Here is an 18,054-nt window from a genome sequence, read left to right on the forward strand (position 1 = left end):
CGCAGGCGCAGGCGCCGGGGCAGGCGCGGGGGCGGACGGCGCGGGCCGGCGCGGAGGCGCCCCCGCGCCGGGGCCGGAGGACCACTCCGGCGGCGGTGCCAGCATCGTCGGCACCTCGCCCGGCGGGTTGGACGAGATCGGCGGCGCGACCAGCAGCGAGGGCTCCTCGGCATCGGCGGCGGCCCGGGCGTTCTCCGCCGCCATCGCCGCCGCCCCGGCCTCCTCCAGCCACTGCGGCGGGCTGAGCAGGAACGACGTCGCCTCGGCCAGACCGCGCTCCGGCGGCGACTGGGTACCGGCCGGGGTCGCCCCGACCGGACGCCCGTAGGCCTCCTCGTAGCGGCGCACCACGTCGTTGATGGGCAGCGCCGGCCACAGCGTGGTCATCCCGCTGTCCCTGGCGATCACCATCCGCACCGCGCCGCCGTCCGAGGACGGACCCTCGGCGCGGTCCACCGCCCAGGCGACGAAGCCCAGGTCGAACTCGCGCACCCGCACCTCGCGGCGCTGGTAGGCGGGTACGCCCTCGTTGATCCACTCCTCGGCGCGCTGCTGCGCCTCCGCATAGGTCACCACGCGGCTGCTCACCCCTCCACCGGGACCGCGCGGGCGAAGCCGCCGTCCACCATCAGCTCGGCCACCGTCTGCAGCTCGGGCGGGTTGCCGGCGAGCCGCAGCAGGAACGCGTCGAAGTCCTCGCCGCAGGGCAGCAGCAGCTGCGCGCAGCGCTGCTGCGGCGTCAGTTGCGCCGTGCCGTCGTCCCGGGCGTCGTCGTAGGGCAGGAACCAGACGGTGCCGATGTCGCCGCCGCGCACCTTCAGCGCCACCAGCCCGCCCTGGACGTAGCCCACGCCCAGGTAGTCCTTGGTCAGATGGTCGCGCAGGCACTTGTTGACGTACACCACGTCGTCCAGCGTGCGTTCCTCACGCAGCGTCAGGAACGGCTGGTCGACCAGGACGCCGAGCTCGGTGTCCAGCGCCACGCCCTTGGGGCCGCGTCCGCCGGCCGCCTTCAGGAAGGTCCGGTACGGTCCGGGCAGCCCGTAGCCGAGGCCCTCCTCGGCGGCCTGCACCCGCTGCTCGCTCGCGCCGGCAGCCGGCGACTCCGCGCCGGACTCCTCCGGGGCCGCGCCCAGCGGGCCCTCCCCCAGCTCGAAGTGGACCGGCCGGCGCTCCTGCAGCGGCCTGGTGCCGCGCTTGCGGTGGTCGGCGGTGGACAGCGCAAGGCCCGCGTGGTGCCGCAGCAGCGCCTTGACCTCGACCGGGACCAGTTCCATCCGGCGGTGGCCCGGACGCGCCCCGGCCACCGCGTGGTGCCAGGTCCAGCCCGGAGGCGTGGACACCGGGGTGTCGACGTCCGCCCACAGCTCGTGGCCCTGCGCGTACAGCGCCGCGTTGGCCGAGACGTAGTCGGTGAGGCGCAGTTCGTCCACACCGAATCCCTCCGGCGGGTCGGCGACCTCGGCCGCGGCACGGACGTACGGGCCGAAGTCCGGGTGCCCCTGGCCGTCGACCCTGACCCCGTCGGGGTACTTGCGGGCTCGCAGCGGATCAGGGAAGTGCACGACCTGCCCGGCATAGGCGGCGTTGGGCCGACCTGTCGTCATCGAGTTTGCCCCCTGCTGGAACTGAATGCCGACCCCCAGCCTAGGGGGTGCACCCCTCGAACGGATCTCCAGAGTCCGCACAGGCTTCTGCGCACCGCATCCGCACTGCTCCAGTGCCCTGCCGGCGGCCCCGCCGGGACCCCGACTTCCTCAATGTCACCGGCATTTGGCAGGCTGTGGTCCTGCAGCAGCGGCGGGTCGTCTCCCGCCAACGGGGGCTGCCGCGCGGCAAGTACCCTGCTCCGCCGTGCGCACGCGCTCAGCTGCCCCGCGGAGCCACCGCCCGTTCCACCCTCACCGCCAGTGAGTCCGTGGGACGCCGGGACCGCTCGCCGGGGAACTGGAGTCAGGGAAGGAACGACCGTACGTGGACACAACCGAGGACCGCCGCCCGGCGGCCACCGCACCGCTTCTGAGGAACCGTCGGGAGAGCCTGATGCCGATCGTCGCCTCCGCACTGTCGGTGCGCGGCGACACCTACACCTGCGCCGGTGACAAGGCCGACCAGCCGCCGCAGCTGCACCCGCTGGTCTCCGGGTTCCTGGCCGGACTGCCGGTGTCGGAGCGCGAGCGGTTCACCGGACGCTGCCCGGAGGCCGTCCTGCTGTCGCAGTTCTTCACCACCGCCGAGGACAACCGCTCCAAGCGGGCCGCGCGCAAGCCGCTCAGCGACGGCGAGGCGCGCAAGGCGCTGCGCGGCGCCCGGATGACCTCGGTGCGGATACGCGAGGAGGGCGACCCCGCGCACGGCACCCACCAGCCGCCGTGCCGCTCCTGCGTGCCGCTGCTGGCCCACTTCGGGGTGCAGACCGTGGCCCTCGCGCCGAAGGGGGCGTGACCGCGATGACCGACGACTGGGTCCCTCCGGCAGCCGCCCCCGCCCCCGCCGCGCGCTTCCCGGCCGAGGTCGCCTCGGTGCTGGCCAAGGCCGGCTGGCATCCGGGGCGCAGGCAGCTGCCGCGCGCCGAGCAGTGGGCCGACACCCTCTCCGGGCACTTCTCCGACGAGGGCCACCGGCACTCGGTGTTCCCCGCCGCGATCGAGGCCTGGGCCGAGTTCGGCGGCATCGAGGTGACCCTGGAGGGCGCCGGCGTCCAGCAGGCCCGCACCGCCTTCACCATCGACCCGCTGCTGGGGCTGCACCAGCCGCGCACCCTGGCCGACCTGGGCCGCTGCCTGGAGCTGCCGCTGGCCCCGCTGGGCGAGGAGCGGGACGGGCAGGCCCTGCTGGTGATCGACGCCCTGGGCCGGGTGCACAGCCTGGACCACAGCGGCGAGTGGTTCCTGGGCCAGACCGTCGACCAGGCCCTCAGCCTGCTCATCACCGGCCGCACCCCCGAACGCCTGCGCTTCGTCGCGGACGCGCTGTGACCTGCGGACCGTAGCTGGCTTGTCGCGCAGTTCCCCGCGCCCCCAGGTGATTGCAAGCGGGCCAGTTGCACATGTCAGGGGCGCGGGGAACTGCGCGAACAGCAACCATGCACCTGCCGCACCCGAAAACCGGCAGCTACCCCCCGTACGCCGCATCCAACGCCGCCACCACCACAGCACGAGCCTGCTCAACCGGGATGCCCAACCCACGAACCCGCTCCGCGTACTGCTCAGCGGCCAGCGCCGCCGCCGCGAGCGAAGCGTCCCCCGCCGCGGCGATCACCGTTCCGTGCCGCCCCCGGGTCTGCACCACCCCCGCGGTCTCCAGCTCCCGGTAGGCCTTGGCCACGGTGTTGGCCGCCAGGCCCAACTGCTCCGCCAGCCCCCGCACCGTCGGCAGCTTCGTCCCCACCGGCGCCTCCCCGCTCCGCGCCAGCTCGGCGATCTGCGCCCGCACCTGCTCGAACGGCGGGACGGCGGAGTCGGGGTCGAGGGTGATCAGCACGGTGTGGTCTCCGAGGTGGGCGGCAGCAGCGGTGGTGCACTGCGACCACGGTAGTACCGCCGCACGCTCGGCTGCCCGAGCACGATCACGAAGAAGAACACCGTCATGCCCAGCACCGTCCACACGTCCCCGGCCAGCGCCGCCGCCCCCGGGTTCCGCGCCGCCACGACGGACAGGACGGACCGGAGTCGTAGCGAGGCCGCCAGGTAGACGCCCAGCGGCAGCAACGGCGCCAGGTCGAGCACGGTCCGCACCCGGAAGGCGTCGTCGAAGGCCAGCGCCTGCGGGGAGCCCGGCGCCTGGCGGCCGTTCAGAACGGCCAGCTGCCGGCTCTCGACGCCGTACAGCGCCACCATCGCCATCGCCAGCAGCGCCGCGAACATGGAGACGCTGAAGACCTGCGCGAGCCCCTGCCGCTGGAACCACCACAGCAGCCCGCCGGCCAGCACCGGCGGGGCGAGGGCCAGCACCCGCACCGCCCACACCGCCCAGGTGGGTACCGCGTGCCGCAGCCCGATGTGCACCGGCCGGTTGCCCCGGAGGGCGTCCGCGCGGCGCGCCCGCTCCAGCTCCCACAGCCCGGTCGCGGCATTGGCCACCAGCAGGGGGGCCATCAGCACCAGGGCGATCGTGGGTCCGCGCAGCGGCGAGGCCAGGTCGGCGGCCGAGTCCGGGAGCCCGGAGGCGAGATATCCGCCCTCCAGCGCGGCCACCGGCACCGCGATCAGCACCGACAGCATCAGTGCGACCAGCGTCCGCCGCTGCAACCTGGCAGCCAACGGGTTCACCAGCTCCCTCGGCAGTGCCAGATCGGCCTCCTTCGCCCACCGGACCGCCCGCCGCAGCCGCAGCTCCTCGCCGTCGCGGCGCCAGGCCAGCCCGGCCGCGCCCAGGAGCAGCAGCGCCACCCCGGCCAGTCCCAGCCCACCCAGCAGCACGGCCCCGTTCACACCCACCCCCACGCAGTACCGGCACAGGCGCGCATCATCGCACCCGCCCCACTCCCCACCGCACTCCACTCCCCATCCCCACCGCTCCCCGCCCGCCCCCGCACCCCGCCTGCCCCCACACTCGTCCGCCCCACAACGCCGCGCTACCGCGCCGCCGCCCCCATCGCCGTCAGCCGGCACTCCACCCGGAAACCGCCCTCACCCGTCGGCTCCGCCGCGAACGTGCCGCCCAGTGCGGTGACCCGTTCGCGCATGCCGACCAGGCCGTTCCCGCCGCTGGGCAGCGACCGCCGGGTGCGCTCGGCACCGCCGCCCTCGCCGCCCTCTCCGCCACCGTCCGGGCAGCTGTTGGACACCGCCAGCGCCACCCCGCCCGGCACATACGCGAGCACCACCTCGGCGTCCGCCCCCGGAGCGTGCTTCAGCACATTTGTCAGCGCCTCCTGCACCACCCGGTAGGCCGTCCGCTCGGTCTCCTCGCTCAGCCCGCGCCGCGCCCCGCCCACCGTCAGCCGCACCCGCAGCCCGGCCGCCCGGGACTCGTCCACCAGCCGCGGCACATCCGCCAGACCAGGACCGTCCGACGAGGGCACCGCCAGCACCGCGGCCGCGACGTCGCCGCTGACCGCGTCGGTCTCCACGGTCCGCAGCACGCCCAGGATCTGTCGCAGCTCGTCCAGGGCCTGCCGGCCGATGTCGCCCATCAGCTTGGCGCTCTCCGCCGCCTTGGCCGCGTCCTTGTGCACCACCCGCTCCAGCGCGCCGGCGTGCACCACCAACAGGCTCACCCGGTGCGCCACCACGTCGTGCATCTCCCTGGCGATCCGGGTGCGCTCCTCCATCCGCGCCCGGCGGGCCCGCTCGGTGGCCTGCTCGGCCAGCAGCGCCAGCTCCGTCTCCAGGCCCTCCGCGCGCTCGTGCAGGGTCTCCCACAACCGCCGCCTGGCCCCGATGTACAGGCCCAGCATGGTCGGCGCCACGGTGATCCCCACCGACACCAGCACCGAGATGATCACCAGCGCGTAGCTGGGCACCCCGCGCCGGATCGCGTCCGCCTGCTGCGTGCCGATGGTCAGCGCCGACACCACCGTGGTCTCCACGATCGCCACCGCGCACAGCAGCGACATCGCCCGCCGCTCGGAGAACTTCCTGGCCACCCCCTCGGTGTTGTACGCGCCCAACGTGTACAGACCCACCATCAGCAGCAGGTACCCGGCCGACAGCGGAATCGTCGCCAACGCCGCCAGCACCGGCAGCAGCGGCCAGCGCCGCCGGAACAGCAGCGTGCCCGCCGCCAGCGCCCCGAACACGCCCAGCAGCGCCGAGCCGGGCAGTCCCACCCCCTGTTTCGTCGCGAAACTCGCCGCACTGGCAGCGCACTCGGCCGAGGCCAGCGCCATGACCCCCAGGTCGAACCACATGCTGCGGCGCCGCGCCCAGAACTTCGTCCACCACCCGGTCCGCATCCCCGTCACGCCCACATCGGGCGTCGCCATGCTCATGGGCCCAGCCTATGCGGCCCCCGCGCCGCTGTGTCCGGCATACGGCCGCCACCTCTGCCGGAGGCGACCCCGCACCTATGCTGGTCGCGTCGGACAGCGCCGTCCGGGAGCCCGCCACCACCGGTCACCACCCACCGGTACCACCCACCCGCACCAGGGAGCACCAGCGTGAGCGACGCAATCCAGGCCGCCGCAACGGCAGCAGCGGCAGCAGCACCGGGAGCGCCGTCGGCCGAGGCCGACAACAGCGCCCTGCGCGCCGACATCCGCCGACTCGGCGAACTCCTCGGCGCGACCCTGGTCAGGCAGGAGAGCCAGGAACTCCTCGACCTGGTCGAGCAGGTACGCGCACTCACCCGCAGCGACGGCGCGGCCGCGGCCGCCCTGCTGGAGGAGACCGACCTGGAGACCGCCGCCAAGCTGGTCCGGGCCTTCTCCACCTACTTCCACCTCGCCAACGTCACCGAGCAGGTGCACCGTGGCCGCGAACTCGGCGTCCACCGCGCCCAGGAGGGCTCGCTGCTCTCCCGCACCGCCGACAAGCTCGCCGACGCCGACCCGCAGCAGGTCAGCGACGCGCTGTCGCACCTCGCCGTGCGCCCGGTGTTCACCGCGCACCCCACCGAGGCCGCCCGCCGCAGCGTCCTCACCAAGCTGCGCCGGATCGCCGAACTGCTGGAGCAGACCGACACCCCGACCCGCCCCAGCGGCCGCCGCCAGGCCGACCGCCGCCTCGCCGAGGTCATCGACCTGCTCTGGCAGACCGACGAGCTGCGCATCGCCCGCCCCGAGCCCTCCGACGAGGCCCGCAACGCCGTCTACTACCTCGACGAGCTCTACAAGCGCGCCGTACCCGACGTGCTGGAGGAGCTCAACGAGGAACTGGCCCGGGTCGGCATCGCGATCCCCGACGGCGTCCGCCCGCTCAGCTTCGGCACCTGGATCGGCGGCGACCGCGACGGCAACCCCAACGTCACCCCCGCGGTCACCCTGGACGTCCTGCTGCTGCAGCACGAGTACGGCATCAAGGACGCCCTGGACGTCGTCAACGAGCTGCGCGACCAGCTGTCCTCCTCGGTCCGGCTCTCCGGCGCCAGCGAGGAGCTGCTCACCTCGCTCGCCACCGACCTGGAGGCGCTGCCGGAGATCAGCCCCCGCTACAAGCGGATGAACGCCGAGGAGCCCTACCGGCTCAAGGCCACCGCGATCCGGCAGAAGCTGATCAACACCCGCGAGCGGCTCGCCAACGGCACCCCGCACGTCGAGGGCCGCGACTACCTCGGCACCGCGCCGCTGCTCGCCGACCTCCAGGTGATCCAGGACTCGCTGCGCGAGCACCGCGGCCAGCTCATCGCCGACGGACGGCTCTCCCGCTCCATCCGCACCATCTCCGCGTTCGGCCTGCAGCTGGCCACCATGGACGTCCGCGAGCACGCCGACGCCCACCACCACGCCCTCGGCCAGCTCTTCGACCGGCTCGGCGAGGAGGCCTGGCGCTACACCGACATGCCGCGCGAGTACCGGCAGCGGCTGCTCGCCAAGGAGCTCAAGTCCCGCCGCCCGCTGGCCCCCACCCCGGCCCCGCTGGACGCCGCCGGAGCCAAGACCCTCGGCGTCTTCGAGACCGTCCGCGACAGCTTCGACCGCTTCGGCGACGAGATCGTGGAGAGCTACATCATCTCCATGTGCCAAGGCGCCGACGACGTCTTCGCCGCCGCCGTGCTGGCCCGCGAGGCCGGCCTGATCGACCTGCACGCCGGCGTCGCCAGGGTCGGCATCGTCCCGCTGCTGGAGACCACCGACGAGCTCAAGGCCGCCGACACCATCCTCGACGAGATGCTGCGCGACCCCTCCTACCGCCGGCTGGTCTCGTTGCGCGGCGACATCCAGGAGGTCATGCTCGGCTACTCCGACTCCTCCAAGTTCGGCGGCATCACCACCAGCCAGTGGGAGATCCACCGCGCCCAGCGCCGGCTGCGCGACGTCGCCCACCGCTACGGCATCCGGCTGCGGCTCTTCCACGGCCGCGGCGGCACCGTCGGCCGCGGCGGCGGCCCCTCCCACGAGGCCATCCTGGCCCAGCCCTACGGCACCCTGGAAGGCGAGATCAAGGTCACCGAGCAGGGCGAGGTGATCTCCGACAAGTACCTGATCCCCGCCCTGGCCAGGGAGAACCTGGAGCTCACGGTCTCCGCCACGCTGGAGGCCAGCGCCCTGCACACCGCACCGCGGCAGTCCCCCGAGGCCCTGGCCCGCTGGGACGCCACCATGGACACCGTCTCCGACGGCGCCCACACCGCCTACCGCCGCCTGGTCGAGGACCCGGACCTGCCGGCCTACTTCTTCGCCGCCACCCCGGTCGACCAGCTCGCCTCACTGCACCTCGGCTCCCGCCCCAGCCGCCGCCCCGACAGCGGCGCGGGCCTGGACGGACTGCGCGCCATCCCCTGGGTCTTCGGCTGGACCCAGTCCCGGCAGATCGTCCCCGGCTGGTACGGCGTCGGCTCCGGCCTCGCCGCCGCCCGCGACGCCGGACTCGGCGACATCCTCGACGAGATGCAGAACGAGTGGCACTTCTTCCGCAACTTCCTGTCCAACGTCGCCATGACGCTGGCCAAGACCGACCTGCGGATCGCCCGCCACTACGTCGACCAGCTCGTCCCCGGCAACCTCAAGCACATCTTCGACCTCATCGAGGCCGAGCACGCGCTCACCCTCAAGGAGGTGCTGCGGATCACCGGTGAGAACGAACTGCTGGAGCACACCCCGGTGCTGAAGCAGACCTTCGCCATCCGCGACGCCTACCTGGACCCGATCTCCTACCTCCAGGTGGCCCTGCTGCGCCGCCAGCGCGAGGACGCCGCCCAGGGGCTCCCGGAGGACCCGCTGCGCTCCCGCGCCCTGCTGCTGACCGTCAACGGCATCGCGGCCGGGCTGCGCAACACCGGCTGATCCGGCGTCAGACGCACTGAACGGAAAGGCCCGCACTCCCCGGCCGGGGAATGCGGGCCTTTCCGTCGTGTCGGCTACTGCTGGATCAGGCGTGGCTGCCCGCGGCCCGACGGCGCAGGAAGAACACCGTGGCGCCACCGGCGGCGACCAGCACGGCGCCGATCCCGGCGAACAGACCGGCGTCACTGCCGCCACCGGTGCTGGCCAGCACGGTGCCGGTGGGCGAGGCCGTCGCCTCGACCGCGGTGGACGCGGACGGCGAGGTGGTCGCCTCGACACTGCTGGAGGCCGAAGCCGAGGCGCTGGGCACCACGACCGGGGCGGAGGAGGACTCCGAAGCGGAGGCCGAGGCCGACGCGGACTCCGAAGCGGAGGCGGAGGCGGAAGCCGAGGCCGACTCCGAAGCCGGCGCCGACTCCGAGGGGCTCGCGGACTGGCTCGGCGGGGTGCTGGGCGCCCCGCAGTCACCCTCGCCAGTGATCTTGCCGCCGCTGATCGTCGTCCAGTCCCTGATGTACCTGCTGACCTTGACCTCGATCTTGACCGAGCCGAGGTCCTTCCACGGCACACCGGTGAAGACCACCGGCGGCGTGTTCTTGGGGAAGTCAACGGTCTTGTCGACGCTCGGCGTGGCCGAGTCGACGATACGCATCTGACCGGCGGAGCCATCCTTGTCGGCGACCGTGATGGTGGCGGTGCCGTCGGTGCTGTTGCAAGCGACGGTCGGCGTGAAGTCGCCGGTGTTGCAAGCGAAGGCGCTACCTGCAACGCCGAGCGCGAGAGCGCCTGCGGCGGAGGCCACGCCGAGAGAACGCACTGCAAAGGCAGTACGGCGGGATATGGACACGTCTTCCCCTAACTGGACAAAACCAGGCGGATGCAGCCATGGGCTCACCAGCGCCACCCGTGAGACGGGCGTCGAACCGGGAAGAACGGCGATGTCATGCACGCCACCCCCATGAGCACCACACATCGTCTTTTCACCACGGAGCCTTGTCAATTCACTCCAAACCCGGCAATGCGCCTGCCCACCAGGGGTTTTGACGGACCAAAACGGCATGAGAGCCACAAAGCACCCAAACATGTGCCGCATAACGATTCGATAGACATGGCCCCCCGTGGCCCTCCCCGGCAGGAAAACACCAGCGTGCGGCCGTAGCCCAGGCATGCCGACGGCCCCACCCCGTGTGCGGGCAGGGCCGTCAGGGCACGATCGGCTCAGGAAATCCCCAGGGTCGCTTAGGGACCGCTTAGGGCCTGCTTAGGAGTTGTACGTTCCCTGGGCCCGCTCCAGGCCCTCGGAGAGCAGGGCCTCCACCGCGTCGGCGGTGCGGTCGACGAACCAGGCCAACTCTTTGCGTTCGGTCGAGGAGAAGTCCTTGAGGACGAAGTCCGCGACCTCCATCCGGCCCGGCGGACGGCCGATGCCGGCCCGCACCCGGTAGTAGTCCGGACCCATCGACTTCGTCAGCGACTTCAGTCCGTTGTGGCCGTTGTCGCCGCCGCCCAGCTTCAGCCGCAGCGTCGCGTAGTCGATGTCCAACTCGTCGTGGACCACCACGATCCGGTCCAGCGGCGCCTTGTAGAAGTCGCGCAGCGCCGTCACCGGGCCGCCGGACACGTTCATGTACGAGTTCGGCTTGGCCAGCACCACCCGCCGGCCCCCGAGCCGGCCCTCGACCACCTGGTTGCGGCTCTTGTGCGCCTTGAACTTCGCCCCGATCCGCGAGGCCAGCAGGTCCACCACCATCGCCCCGATGTTGTGGCGGTTGCCCGCGTACTCGGGGCCGGGATTGCCGAGGCCCACCACGAGCCACGGACCCGTGTACTCCTCGCTCACCGTGAGACTCCTTCGGGTATGCCGCTGCCCCGGTCAGCGGGGACCGGGGCAGCGGCGGGGTACGACGGAACAGCAGGACAGCGGTACAACCGGGCCGATCAGGCCTCGGCGGCGGCCTCGTCCTCGGCGGCGTCCTCGGCCGGGGCCTCGGCCTGCGCGGAGACGACGTGCAGCACGACGGTCTCCGGCTCGACGGCCAGGGTCGAACCCTTGGGCAGGGTGATGTCCTTGGCCAGGACGGAGTCGCCGGCGGTCAGGCCCTCGATGGAGATGGTGACCGACTCGGGCAGGTGGGTGGCCTCGGCCTCCAGCGGGAGGGTGTTGAGGACGTGCTCCAGCAGGTTGCCGCCGGGGGCCAGCTCGCCCTCGGTGTTGATCTGGATCTCGACGGTGACCTTCTCGCCGCGCTTCACCAGGATCAGGTCGACGTGCTTGAGGTTGCGCTTGATCGGGTCGCGCTGCACGGCCTTCGGCAGCACGAACTCGTCCTTGCCGTCCACCGGGATGGAGATCAGGGCGTTCGGGGTCTTCAGCGCCAGCATCAGGTCGTGGCCCGGCAGGTTGATGTGGACCGGCTCGGTGCCGTGGCCGTAGACGACCCCGGGGACCAGGCCCTCACGACGGGCGCGGCGCGCCGCACCCTTGCCGAACTCGTTGCGGGGCTGGGCTTCCAGACGGATCTCGGCCATGACGGCACTCCTTGCACGGGGGCGGGTGCCATCCGGGTGAGCTCAGCAAAAAGCCGCCGGCAGAACCTCACCCGAAGAATCAGGGATGAGTCGCCCGGCGGCAGCACAGCCACACCAGTAAGTGGAGCAGCGCGTCGATAACGGAGTGGGAACTCCCTCGCCGAGCAATTCCAGCAGTCTAGCCGATACCCGGCGAGGGTCCCAAAACGATCAGTTGAGCCGTGTTTCAGTGCGCGCCGTCGAACAGGCTGGTCACCGAGCCGTCGTCGAAGACCTCACGGATCGCCCGGGCGATCAGCGGGGCGATCGAGAGCGTGGTCACCTTGTCCATCTGCAGCTCACCCGGCGTCGGCAGGGTGTTGGTGAACACGAACTCGCTGGCCCGCGAGTTCTTCAGCCGGTCCGCGGCCGGACCCGACAGCACACCGTGCGTCGCCGCCACGATCACGTCCGCGGCACCCTGCTCGAACAGCGCGTCGGCGGCGGCACAGATCGTGCCACCGGTGTCGATCATGTCGTCGACCAGCACGCACACCCGGTCCTTGACGTCACCGACGACCTCGGCCGACATCACCTTGTTGGCGACGTTCGGGTCACGGCGCTTGTGGATGATCGCCAGCGGCGCACCCAGACGGTCCGACCACTGGTCCGCCACCCGCACCCGGCCGGCGTCCGGCGACACGATGGTCAGCCGCTCGCGGTCGACCTTGCCGCCCACGTAGTCCGCCAGCAGCGGCAGCGCGAACAGGTGGTCCACCGGGCCGTCGAAGAAGCCCTGGATCTGCGCGGTGTGCAGATCCACCGACATCAGCCGGTGTGCGCCGGCCTGCTTCAGCAGGTCCGCGACCAGCCGGGCCGAGATGGGCTCGCGGCCCAGGTGCTTCTTGTCCTGCCGGGCGTAGCCGTAGAAGGGCATGATCACGGTGATGCTCTTGACCGACGCCCGCTTCAGGGCGTCGATCATGATGAGCTGCTCCATGATCCACTGGTTGATCGGCGCCGTGTGGCTCTGCAGCACGAACGCGTCCGCGCCGCGCACCGACTCCTCGTAGCGGACGTAGATCTCACCGTTGGCAAAGTCCAGCGCCTTGGTGGGGACAAGGTCCACGCCCAGCTGCTCTGCCACCTCCCGGGCCAACTCGGGGTGTGCGCGGCCGGAGAAGAGCATCAAGTTCTTCTCACCGGACGTTTTGATCCCGGTCACTGCACCGTCTCCTCATTGCGTAGCTGACGCGCGCCTCAGCTCGCCGCAGAGCGCGGCGCAGCTGCTGGGGGGTTGGCTGGAGCGCCGACGACAAACACAGGCTCGCGGCGCTTGGATGTCCCCCAGGTTACGCGGACGCGGCAGCTCCCGTCGCCTCCGGGTCGACCCGCGAGACGCCTTCCGGGGCAGTTCGGGGCCCACCAGCGGGCATGTCAGGGGGCGCTCGGAGCATCCTCGGAGCGCGCGGCCTCCGCCGCGCGAGCCGCCGCCGTGTCCGGACGCTTCCGCTCCACCCATCCCTCGACATTGCGCTGCTGCGGACGGGTGACACCGAGGGCGCCGGCCGGAACGTCCTTGTAGATAACGGAACCTGCCGCCGTGTAAGCACCGTCCCCGACCGTCACCGGAGCGACGAACATGTTGTCCGCGCCGGTCCGGCAGTGGCTGCCGATGGTGGTGTGGTGCTTGATCACGCCGTCGTAGTTCACGAAGACCGAGGCCGCGCCGATGTTGGTCCCGTCGCCGATTGTGGCGTCGCCCACATAGCTGAGGTGCGGGACCTTCGTCCCCTCCCCGATGACCGCGTTCTTGGTCTCCACATAGGTCCCGATCTTGCCCTTGGCACCCAGTACCGTCCCGGGTCGCAGATAGGCGTACGGACCCACGTTCGCGCCCGCCCCGACCACCGAGCGCTGGGCTGTGGCATTGCTCACAACAGCCCCGGCACCCACGCTGGTGTCCTTCAGCGTGCAGTTCGGCCCCACCTCGGCGCCCGCCCCGATCGAGGTGGCCCCCTGCAGCTGGGTGTTGGGCAGGATCACCGCGTCCTGCTCGTACGACACCTGCACGTCCAGCCAGGTCGACGCCGGATCCACCACGGTCACCCCGGCCCGCATCGCCCGCTCCAGCAGCCGGTCGTTCATGATCCGCCGGGCCTGCGCGAGCTGCACCCGGTCGTTGATCCCCAGGATGTCCCGGTAGTCCCCGGCCACCAGCGCACCCACCCGGTGCCCCGCCTCCCGCAGGATGCCGAGGACGTCGGTCAGGTACTCCTCACCCTGGCTGTTGTCCGTCCGCACCTGGCCCAGACCCTCGGCCAGCAGCTTGCCGTCGAAGGCGTAGACGGCGGAGTTGATCTCCGCGATGGCGAGCTGCGCCTCGGAGGCGTCCTTGTGCTCCACGATCGCCCGCACCTCATGGCTGGGCCCGCGCACGATCCGGCCGTAGCCGGTCGCATCCGGCACCTCGGCCGTCAGCACGGTGACGGCGTTGCCGTCGGTCGCATGCGCCTCGACCAGCCGGCGCAGGGTGTCCCCGGTGAGGAGCGGGGTGTCCCCGGTGCTCACCACGACCGTCCCGTCCAGCGTGATCCCGTCGGCGGCCAGCGCCTCCAGCGCCACCCGCACGGCGTGGCCGGTCCCGTTCTGCTGCTCCTGCACCACGGTCCGGGCCCCGGGGTCGACCTCGGCGAGGTGAGCGGCGACCTTGTCCTTCATGTGCCCGATGACGACGATCACCTGCTCCGGCGTCAGCTCCCGGGCGGCTGCCAGCGCATGCCCCACGAGCGTGCGCCCGCACATCGGATGCAGCACCTTCGGCAACACCGCCGACTTCATCCGGGTGCCCTCGCCAGCAGCGAGAACGACAACAGCGACCGGCGGGTTGAAGCTCACAGCAGGAGGCTCCTCGATCGGGAGGTACAAAGGGTCCGCCGGGGACACCAGAAGGCTCCGCACAGGCGATCCCGGGCTGGACCGAGGATACCGGCCGGGACTGGGAGGGGATCCGTCACGCCTGGGTGAGGATCTGAACCAAGGCGCTCCCCGGGCAGGAATCGAACCTGCGACCTCCAGAATCAAAATCTGGCCGCCCGTGCCAGCAGAGCAACCGGGGAATGCGCAGGCATAGCCTACGGGTTTCGTCGCTCCACCTCCACCACCAATCCCGACCACCAGCCGGGCGACGCCCCGCCTTCCCGGCGGCGGTGCCGCCACGCGGGTGCCCGCCACGCCCGGTGTGGTTGGAAGTGCGTGTCCTGGGGCAATCAACCTACGATGCCGTAAGTTACGGACCCGTAGGGACGGTCGACCGGGCGGGCGGACGATCCGTCGGCCCTCGCCCGTCTCCGCGCCGCATCCCTGAACCAGCATGAGGTAGCCGCTATGACGATCCAACCCGCCGAGGAGACCGTCGCCGTTGCTGCGACATCCGCTATGCCGCAGTCCGAGGGGTTCGAAGGAGACAAGCAGCCACGGCCGCCGGCCATGATCTCGGCCACCCGGGGCGGGGAGAAGCAGGGGGCGGCGGAGCGCTTCGCGCTGGCCTCGTTCATCGCGGTGCCGTTCCTCGCCGTGCTGGCCGCGATCCCGGTGGCCTGGGGGTGGGGCCTGGGCTGGCACGATGTCGTGATCATGGTGGTGATGTACTTCACCGCCTGCCACGGGATCACCGTCGGCTTCCACCGCTTCTTCACCCACGGCTCGTTCAAGGCCAACCGCGCGCTGAAGATCGGGATGGCCGTGGCCGGCAGCCTGGCCATCGAGGGCCCGATCGTGCGCTGGGTGGCGGACCACCGCAAGCACCACAAGTTCTCCGACAAGGACGGCGACCCGCACTCCCCCTGGCGCTACGGCGAGTCCGTCCCGGCGCTGCTGAAGGGCCTGTGGTGGGCGCACATGGGGTGGCTGTTCGACGAGGAGCAGACCCCGCAGCAGACCTACGCACCGGACCTGGTCCGGGACCGGGACATCTCCTGGATCTCGCGCCAGTTCGCCTTCTTCACGCTCACCTCGATCCTGCTTCCGCCGCTGGTCGGCGGGTTGTGGTCGTGGTCCTGGGAGGGCGCGCTGACGGCGTTCTTCTGGGGCTCGCTGGTCCGGGTGGCGCTGCTGCACCATGTGACCTGGTCGATCAACTCGATCTGCCACGCGATGGGCAAGCACCCGTTCAAGTCGCGGGACCGCTCCGGGAACGTGGCCTGGCTGGCGGTGCTGTCCTGCGGCGAGTCCTGGCACAACCTGCACCACGCCGATCCGACCTCGGCGCGGCACGGGGTGCTGCGCGGGCAGATCGACTCCTCGGCGCGGCTGATCCGCTGGTTCGAACTGGCCGGGTGGGCTCGGGATGTCCGCTGGCCCAGCCCGGAGCGGATCGAGGCCCGGCGCGCGGCATGATGGTCCTGTGAACGAGAGCAGCAGTGGGTCGGACGGCGCGGGGGATCCAGGGGATCCACCCGCGCCCGCGCGGGCCGGCCGGGGGGCGGGGGGCGCACGGACCAGGAAGGCTCCGGCGGCGCGGGCCACCCGGGTCCGGATGAGCGGGAAGCAACGGCGGGAGCAGCTGCTGGACGTGGGCCGTGCGCTGTTCGCGGAGCGCGGGTACGAGGCGACGTCGGTGGAGGAGATCGCGGCGAAGGCCGGGGTGTCCAAGCCGGTGGTGTACGAGCACTTCGGCGGCAAGGAGGGGCTGTACGCGGTCGTGGTGGACCGTGAGATGCAGTTGCTGCTGGACATGGTGACCGGTTCGTTGACGGGCGGCCATCCGCGGGAGCTGTGCGAGGAGGCGGCGTTCGCGCTGCTGGACTACATCGAGACGTCGACGGACGGCTTCCGGATCCTGGTGCGGGATTCGCCGGTGGCGCAGTCGACCGGGACGTTCGCGTCGCTGATCAACGACATCGCGACGCAGGTCGAGGACATCCTGGGCCATGAGTTCAAGTCGCGGGGCTATGACGCGAAGCTGGCGCCGATGTACGCGCAGATGCTGGTGGGGATGGTCGCGCTGACGGGTCAGTGGTGGCTGGACGTCCGGAAGCCGAAGAAGGCCGAGGTCGTCGCCCACCTGGTGAACCTGGCCTGGCACGGCCTGGAGGGCATGGAACGCCGCCCCCAGCTGGTGGGCCGGCGGAAGAGCTAGCCGGCGCCGCGGACAGCGAGTGGCGGCCCTCACTTCCTGGTGGCGATGATGAAGATGCGGCGGTACGGGAGCACGGTGCCGTAGCGGGTGGCCGGGTAGGCCCGGTCGAGGAGGGCGCCGTACTCGGCGAGGAAGTCCGCGCGTTCGGCGGGGTCGGTGAGGGCGGCGAGGGCGGGGCGCAGCCCGGTGCCGAGCATCCAGTCGAGGACCGGGTGGGCGCCGGTCAGGGTCTGGTAGTAGGTGGTCTCCCAGGCGTCGACGGTGCAGTCCAGGGCGCTGAGCCGGGCCAGGTAGTCGGCGGGTTCCAGGACGGCGGGGCGTTCGGTGCCGGCCAGGCGGCCGTTCCAGCGGGCGCTGCCGCGGAGTTCGGTGAGCAGGGTGTGGGTGGGGGCGTCGAAGTTGCCGGGGATCTGGAAGGCGAGGGTGCCGCCGGCCGGGAGGGCTTCGGTCCAGCGGGGCAGCAGGTCGACGTGGCCGGGGACCCACTGGAGGGCGGCGTTGGAGAGGATCAGGTCGGGGCTGCCGTCCTCGGCCGGGTCCCAGGTGGTGATGTCGCCGATGCGGAAGGCGAGCCCGGGGTGGTCGGCGCGGGCCTGTTCGATCATCTGCGGCGAGTGGTCGATGCCGGTGAGGGCGGCGTCGGGCCAGCGGTCGGTGAGGGTGGCGGTGGTGTTGCCGGGCCCGCAGCCGAGGTCGACGATGCGGGCCGGGGTGCCGGGGACGCGGTCGACGAGGTCGTGGAAGGGCCGGCTGCGGTGGTCGGCGTGGCGGAGGTACTGGGCGGGGTCCCAGGTGGTGCTGGTCGCGGTGCCGGTCATGGGCAAAGCCTCCATATATCTTGACGTCAAGATACTTCGAGTCTGACCGATACCTTTTCTTGATGTCAAGAGACTTCATGTCGACACACCGCCCACTACACTGATCAACCATGGAGGACGAGGTCGACCGGCTGGTCGCTGCGTGGCGCCGAGAGCGCCCGGACCTCGACGTGGAACCGCTCGAGGTGCTCAGCCGGATCAGCAGGCTCGCCCGCCACCTCGACCGGGCCAGGCGCACCGCCTTCGCCGAGCACAACCTGGAGCCGTGGGAGTTCGACGTCCTGACCGCGCTGCGCCGGGCCGGCTCCCCGTACCAGCTCTCCCCCGGACAGCTGCTGACGCAGACTCTGGTCACCTCGGGGACGATGACCAACCGGATCGACCGGCTCGCGGTCAAGGGACTGGTCCAGCGGCTGCCCGATCCGGGCGACCGGCGCGGGGTGCTGGTGCGGCTGACCGGGGCCGGCCGCGATCTCGCGGACCAGGCGCTGGCCGGGCTGCTGGCGCACGAACGCGCCCTGCTGGCGGAGCTCTCCACAGCTCAGCGCGGGGAGCTCGCCGGACTGCTGCGGCAGTTGGTGGCCCCGTTCGACAACCTTCCTGAGTAGTAGCCGGGTAGAACCTGAGCGGAAGTCCCGCCACACCCTTGACTGCGCACCGGCAAGCGGGCCATCCTTGCCGAAATCGAGTTAGGAAACTTT

The 18,054-nt window shown here is 71.6% G+C and carries 16 protein-coding genes, 1 tRNA gene and 1 pseudogene; 6 read left to right on the forward strand and 12 right to left on the reverse strand.

Going from position 1 to position 18,054, the window contains the following annotated elements; translation table 11 throughout:
- Positions 1–588, reverse strand: a pseudogene (locus tag ABUW04_RS25805) (SUKH-4 family immunity protein); the annotation flags it as partial.
- Positions 585–1,607, reverse strand: coding sequence for an SMI1/KNR4 family protein (locus ABUW04_RS25810; protein WP_380566768.1), 1,023 nt, complete (start codon positions 1,605–1,607; stop codon positions 585–587). The gene ABUW04_RS25810 and the pseudogene ABUW04_RS25805, both read right to left, overlap by 4 nt.
- Positions 1,608–1,974: 367 nt before the next feature.
- On the opposite strand from ABUW04_RS25810, the gene ABUW04_RS25815 reads away from it, so the two are divergent.
- Positions 1,975–2,445 carry a YwqJ-related putative deaminase gene (locus ABUW04_RS25815; RefSeq protein ID WP_269664944.1) on the forward strand — a complete coding sequence of 157 codons (471 nt, stop codon included), beginning with the start codon at positions 1,975–1,977 and terminating at the stop codon, positions 2,443–2,445.
- Between the two features lie 5 nt (positions 2,446–2,450).
- Positions 2,451–2,978: an SUKH-3 domain-containing protein gene (locus ABUW04_RS25820; RefSeq protein WP_037594380.1), complete on the forward strand. Its 528-nt coding sequence runs from the start codon at positions 2,451–2,453 to the stop codon at positions 2,976–2,978.
- Positions 2,979–3,114: 136 nt separating this feature from the next.
- Here the strand turns inward: ABUW04_RS25820 and ABUW04_RS25825 are convergent, their stop codons facing one another.
- From ABUW04_RS25825 to ABUW04_RS25835, 3 genes are all read right to left on the reverse strand, one after another.
- Complete coding sequence (locus ABUW04_RS25825; protein WP_030249872.1) at positions 3,115–3,483, reverse strand: GntR family transcriptional regulator; 369 nt, start codon at positions 3,481–3,483, stop codon at positions 3,115–3,117.
- Positions 3,477–4,433, reverse strand: coding sequence for a hypothetical protein (locus ABUW04_RS25830; RefSeq protein ID WP_030249870.1), 957 nt, complete (start codon positions 4,431–4,433; stop codon positions 3,477–3,479). The genes ABUW04_RS25825 and ABUW04_RS25830 overlap by 7 nt, the downstream gene beginning before the upstream one ends.
- Positions 4,434–4,576: 143 nt before the next feature.
- Positions 4,577–5,929 (reverse strand): sensor histidine kinase, encoded by a 1,353-nt coding sequence (locus tag ABUW04_RS25835; protein ID WP_380566965.1) that lies wholly within the window; start codon positions 5,927–5,929, stop codon positions 4,577–4,579.
- A gap of 258 nt (positions 5,930–6,187) precedes the next feature.
- Between ABUW04_RS25835 and ppc the strand changes: the two genes are divergently transcribed.
- Positions 6,188–8,887 carry a phosphoenolpyruvate carboxylase gene (gene ppc / locus ABUW04_RS25840; RefSeq protein ID WP_380566966.1) on the forward strand — a complete coding sequence of 900 codons (2,700 nt, stop codon included), beginning with the start codon at positions 6,188–6,190 and terminating at the stop codon, positions 8,885–8,887.
- 85 nt (positions 8,888–8,972) lie between these two features.
- Here ppc and ABUW04_RS25845 read toward each other — a convergent pair whose 3' ends face one another.
- The 6 genes from ABUW04_RS25845 to ABUW04_RS25870 form a co-directional block, all read right to left on the reverse strand.
- Positions 8,973–9,689, reverse strand: coding sequence for an LAETG motif-containing sortase-dependent surface protein (locus ABUW04_RS25845; protein ID WP_380566769.1), 717 nt, complete (start codon positions 9,687–9,689; stop codon positions 8,973–8,975).
- Between the two features lie 459 nt (positions 9,690–10,148).
- Positions 10,149–10,727 carry an aminoacyl-tRNA hydrolase gene (gene pth, locus ABUW04_RS25850; protein WP_030249859.1) on the reverse strand — a complete coding sequence of 193 codons (579 nt, stop codon included), beginning with the start codon at positions 10,725–10,727 and terminating at the stop codon, positions 10,149–10,151.
- 98 nt (positions 10,728–10,825) lie between these two features.
- A complete protein-coding gene (locus ABUW04_RS25855; RefSeq protein WP_030249856.1) occupies positions 10,826–11,416 on the reverse strand; it encodes a 50S ribosomal protein L25/general stress protein Ctc in 591 nt (196 codons plus the stop codon).
- A gap of 226 nt (positions 11,417–11,642) precedes the next feature.
- Positions 11,643–12,620 (reverse strand): ribose-phosphate diphosphokinase, encoded by a 978-nt coding sequence (locus ABUW04_RS25860; protein ID WP_030249853.1) that lies wholly within the window; start codon positions 12,618–12,620, stop codon positions 11,643–11,645.
- A 212-nt stretch (positions 12,621–12,832) separates the two neighbouring features.
- Complete coding sequence (gene glmU / locus ABUW04_RS25865) at positions 12,833–14,293, reverse strand: bifunctional UDP-N-acetylglucosamine diphosphorylase/glucosamine-1-phosphate N-acetyltransferase GlmU (protein WP_380566770.1); 1,461 nt, start codon at positions 14,291–14,293, stop codon at positions 12,833–12,835.
- 146 nt (positions 14,294–14,439) lie between these two features.
- A tRNA-Gln gene (locus ABUW04_RS25870) sits at positions 14,440–14,514 on the reverse strand.
- A 319-nt stretch (positions 14,515–14,833) separates the two neighbouring features.
- Here ABUW04_RS25870 and ABUW04_RS25875 point away from each other — a divergent pair.
- A complete protein-coding gene (locus tag ABUW04_RS25875; protein ID WP_380566967.1) occupies positions 14,834–15,793 on the forward strand; it encodes an acyl-CoA desaturase in 960 nt (319 codons plus the stop codon).
- A gap of 7 nt (positions 15,794–15,800) precedes the next feature.
- Positions 15,801–16,535 carry a TetR/AcrR family transcriptional regulator gene (locus ABUW04_RS25880; protein ID WP_232242018.1) on the forward strand — a complete coding sequence of 245 codons (735 nt, stop codon included), beginning with the start codon at positions 15,801–15,803 and terminating at the stop codon, positions 16,533–16,535.
- A 29-nt stretch (positions 16,536–16,564) separates the two neighbouring features.
- Here the strand turns inward: ABUW04_RS25880 and ABUW04_RS25885 are convergent, their stop codons facing one another.
- Positions 16,565–17,353, reverse strand: coding sequence for a trans-aconitate 2-methyltransferase (locus ABUW04_RS25885; protein WP_380566771.1), 789 nt, complete (start codon positions 17,351–17,353; stop codon positions 16,565–16,567).
- Between the two features lie 110 nt (positions 17,354–17,463).
- Between ABUW04_RS25885 and ABUW04_RS25890 the strand changes: the two genes are divergently transcribed.
- Entirely contained in the window at positions 17,464–17,961 is a 498-nt protein-coding gene (locus ABUW04_RS25890; RefSeq protein WP_030249835.1) for a MarR family winged helix-turn-helix transcriptional regulator, read from the forward strand.
- The last annotated feature ends 93 nt before the right edge of the window (positions 17,962–18,054 follow it).

Origin of the sequence: Streptacidiphilus jeojiensis (assembly GCF_042510965.1) — a bacterium.
In the GTDB taxonomy this organism is placed as follows: Bacteria; Actinomycetota; Actinomycetes; order Streptomycetales; family Streptomycetaceae; genus Streptacidiphilus; species Streptacidiphilus jeojiensis.

Coding starts and splice junctions, on each gene's coding strand:
- ABUW04_RS25810 (WP_380566768.1), bottom strand. CDS start 1,607: ATGACGACAGGTCGGCCCAACGCCGCCTATGCCGGGCAGGTCGTGCAC.
- ABUW04_RS25820 (WP_037594380.1), top strand. CDS start 2,451: ATGACCGACGACTGGGTCCCTCCGGCAGCCGCCCCCGCCCCCGCCGCG.
- ABUW04_RS25835 (WP_380566965.1), bottom strand. CDS start 5,929: ATGGCGACGCCCGATGTGGGCGTGACGGGGATGCGGACCGGGTGGTGG.
- ABUW04_RS25855 (WP_030249856.1), bottom strand. CDS start 11,416: ATGGCCGAGATCCGTCTGGAAGCCCAGCCCCGCAACGAGTTCGGCAAG.
- ABUW04_RS25875 (WP_380566967.1), top strand. CDS start 14,834: ATGCCGCAGTCCGAGGGGTTCGAAGGAGACAAGCAGCCACGGCCGCCG.
- ABUW04_RS25885 (WP_380566771.1), bottom strand. CDS start 17,353: ATGACCGGCACCGCGACCAGCACCACCTGGGACCCCGCCCAGTACCTC.
- ABUW04_RS25890 (WP_030249835.1), top strand. CDS start 17,464: ATGGAGGACGAGGTCGACCGGCTGGTCGCTGCGTGGCGCCGAGAGCGC.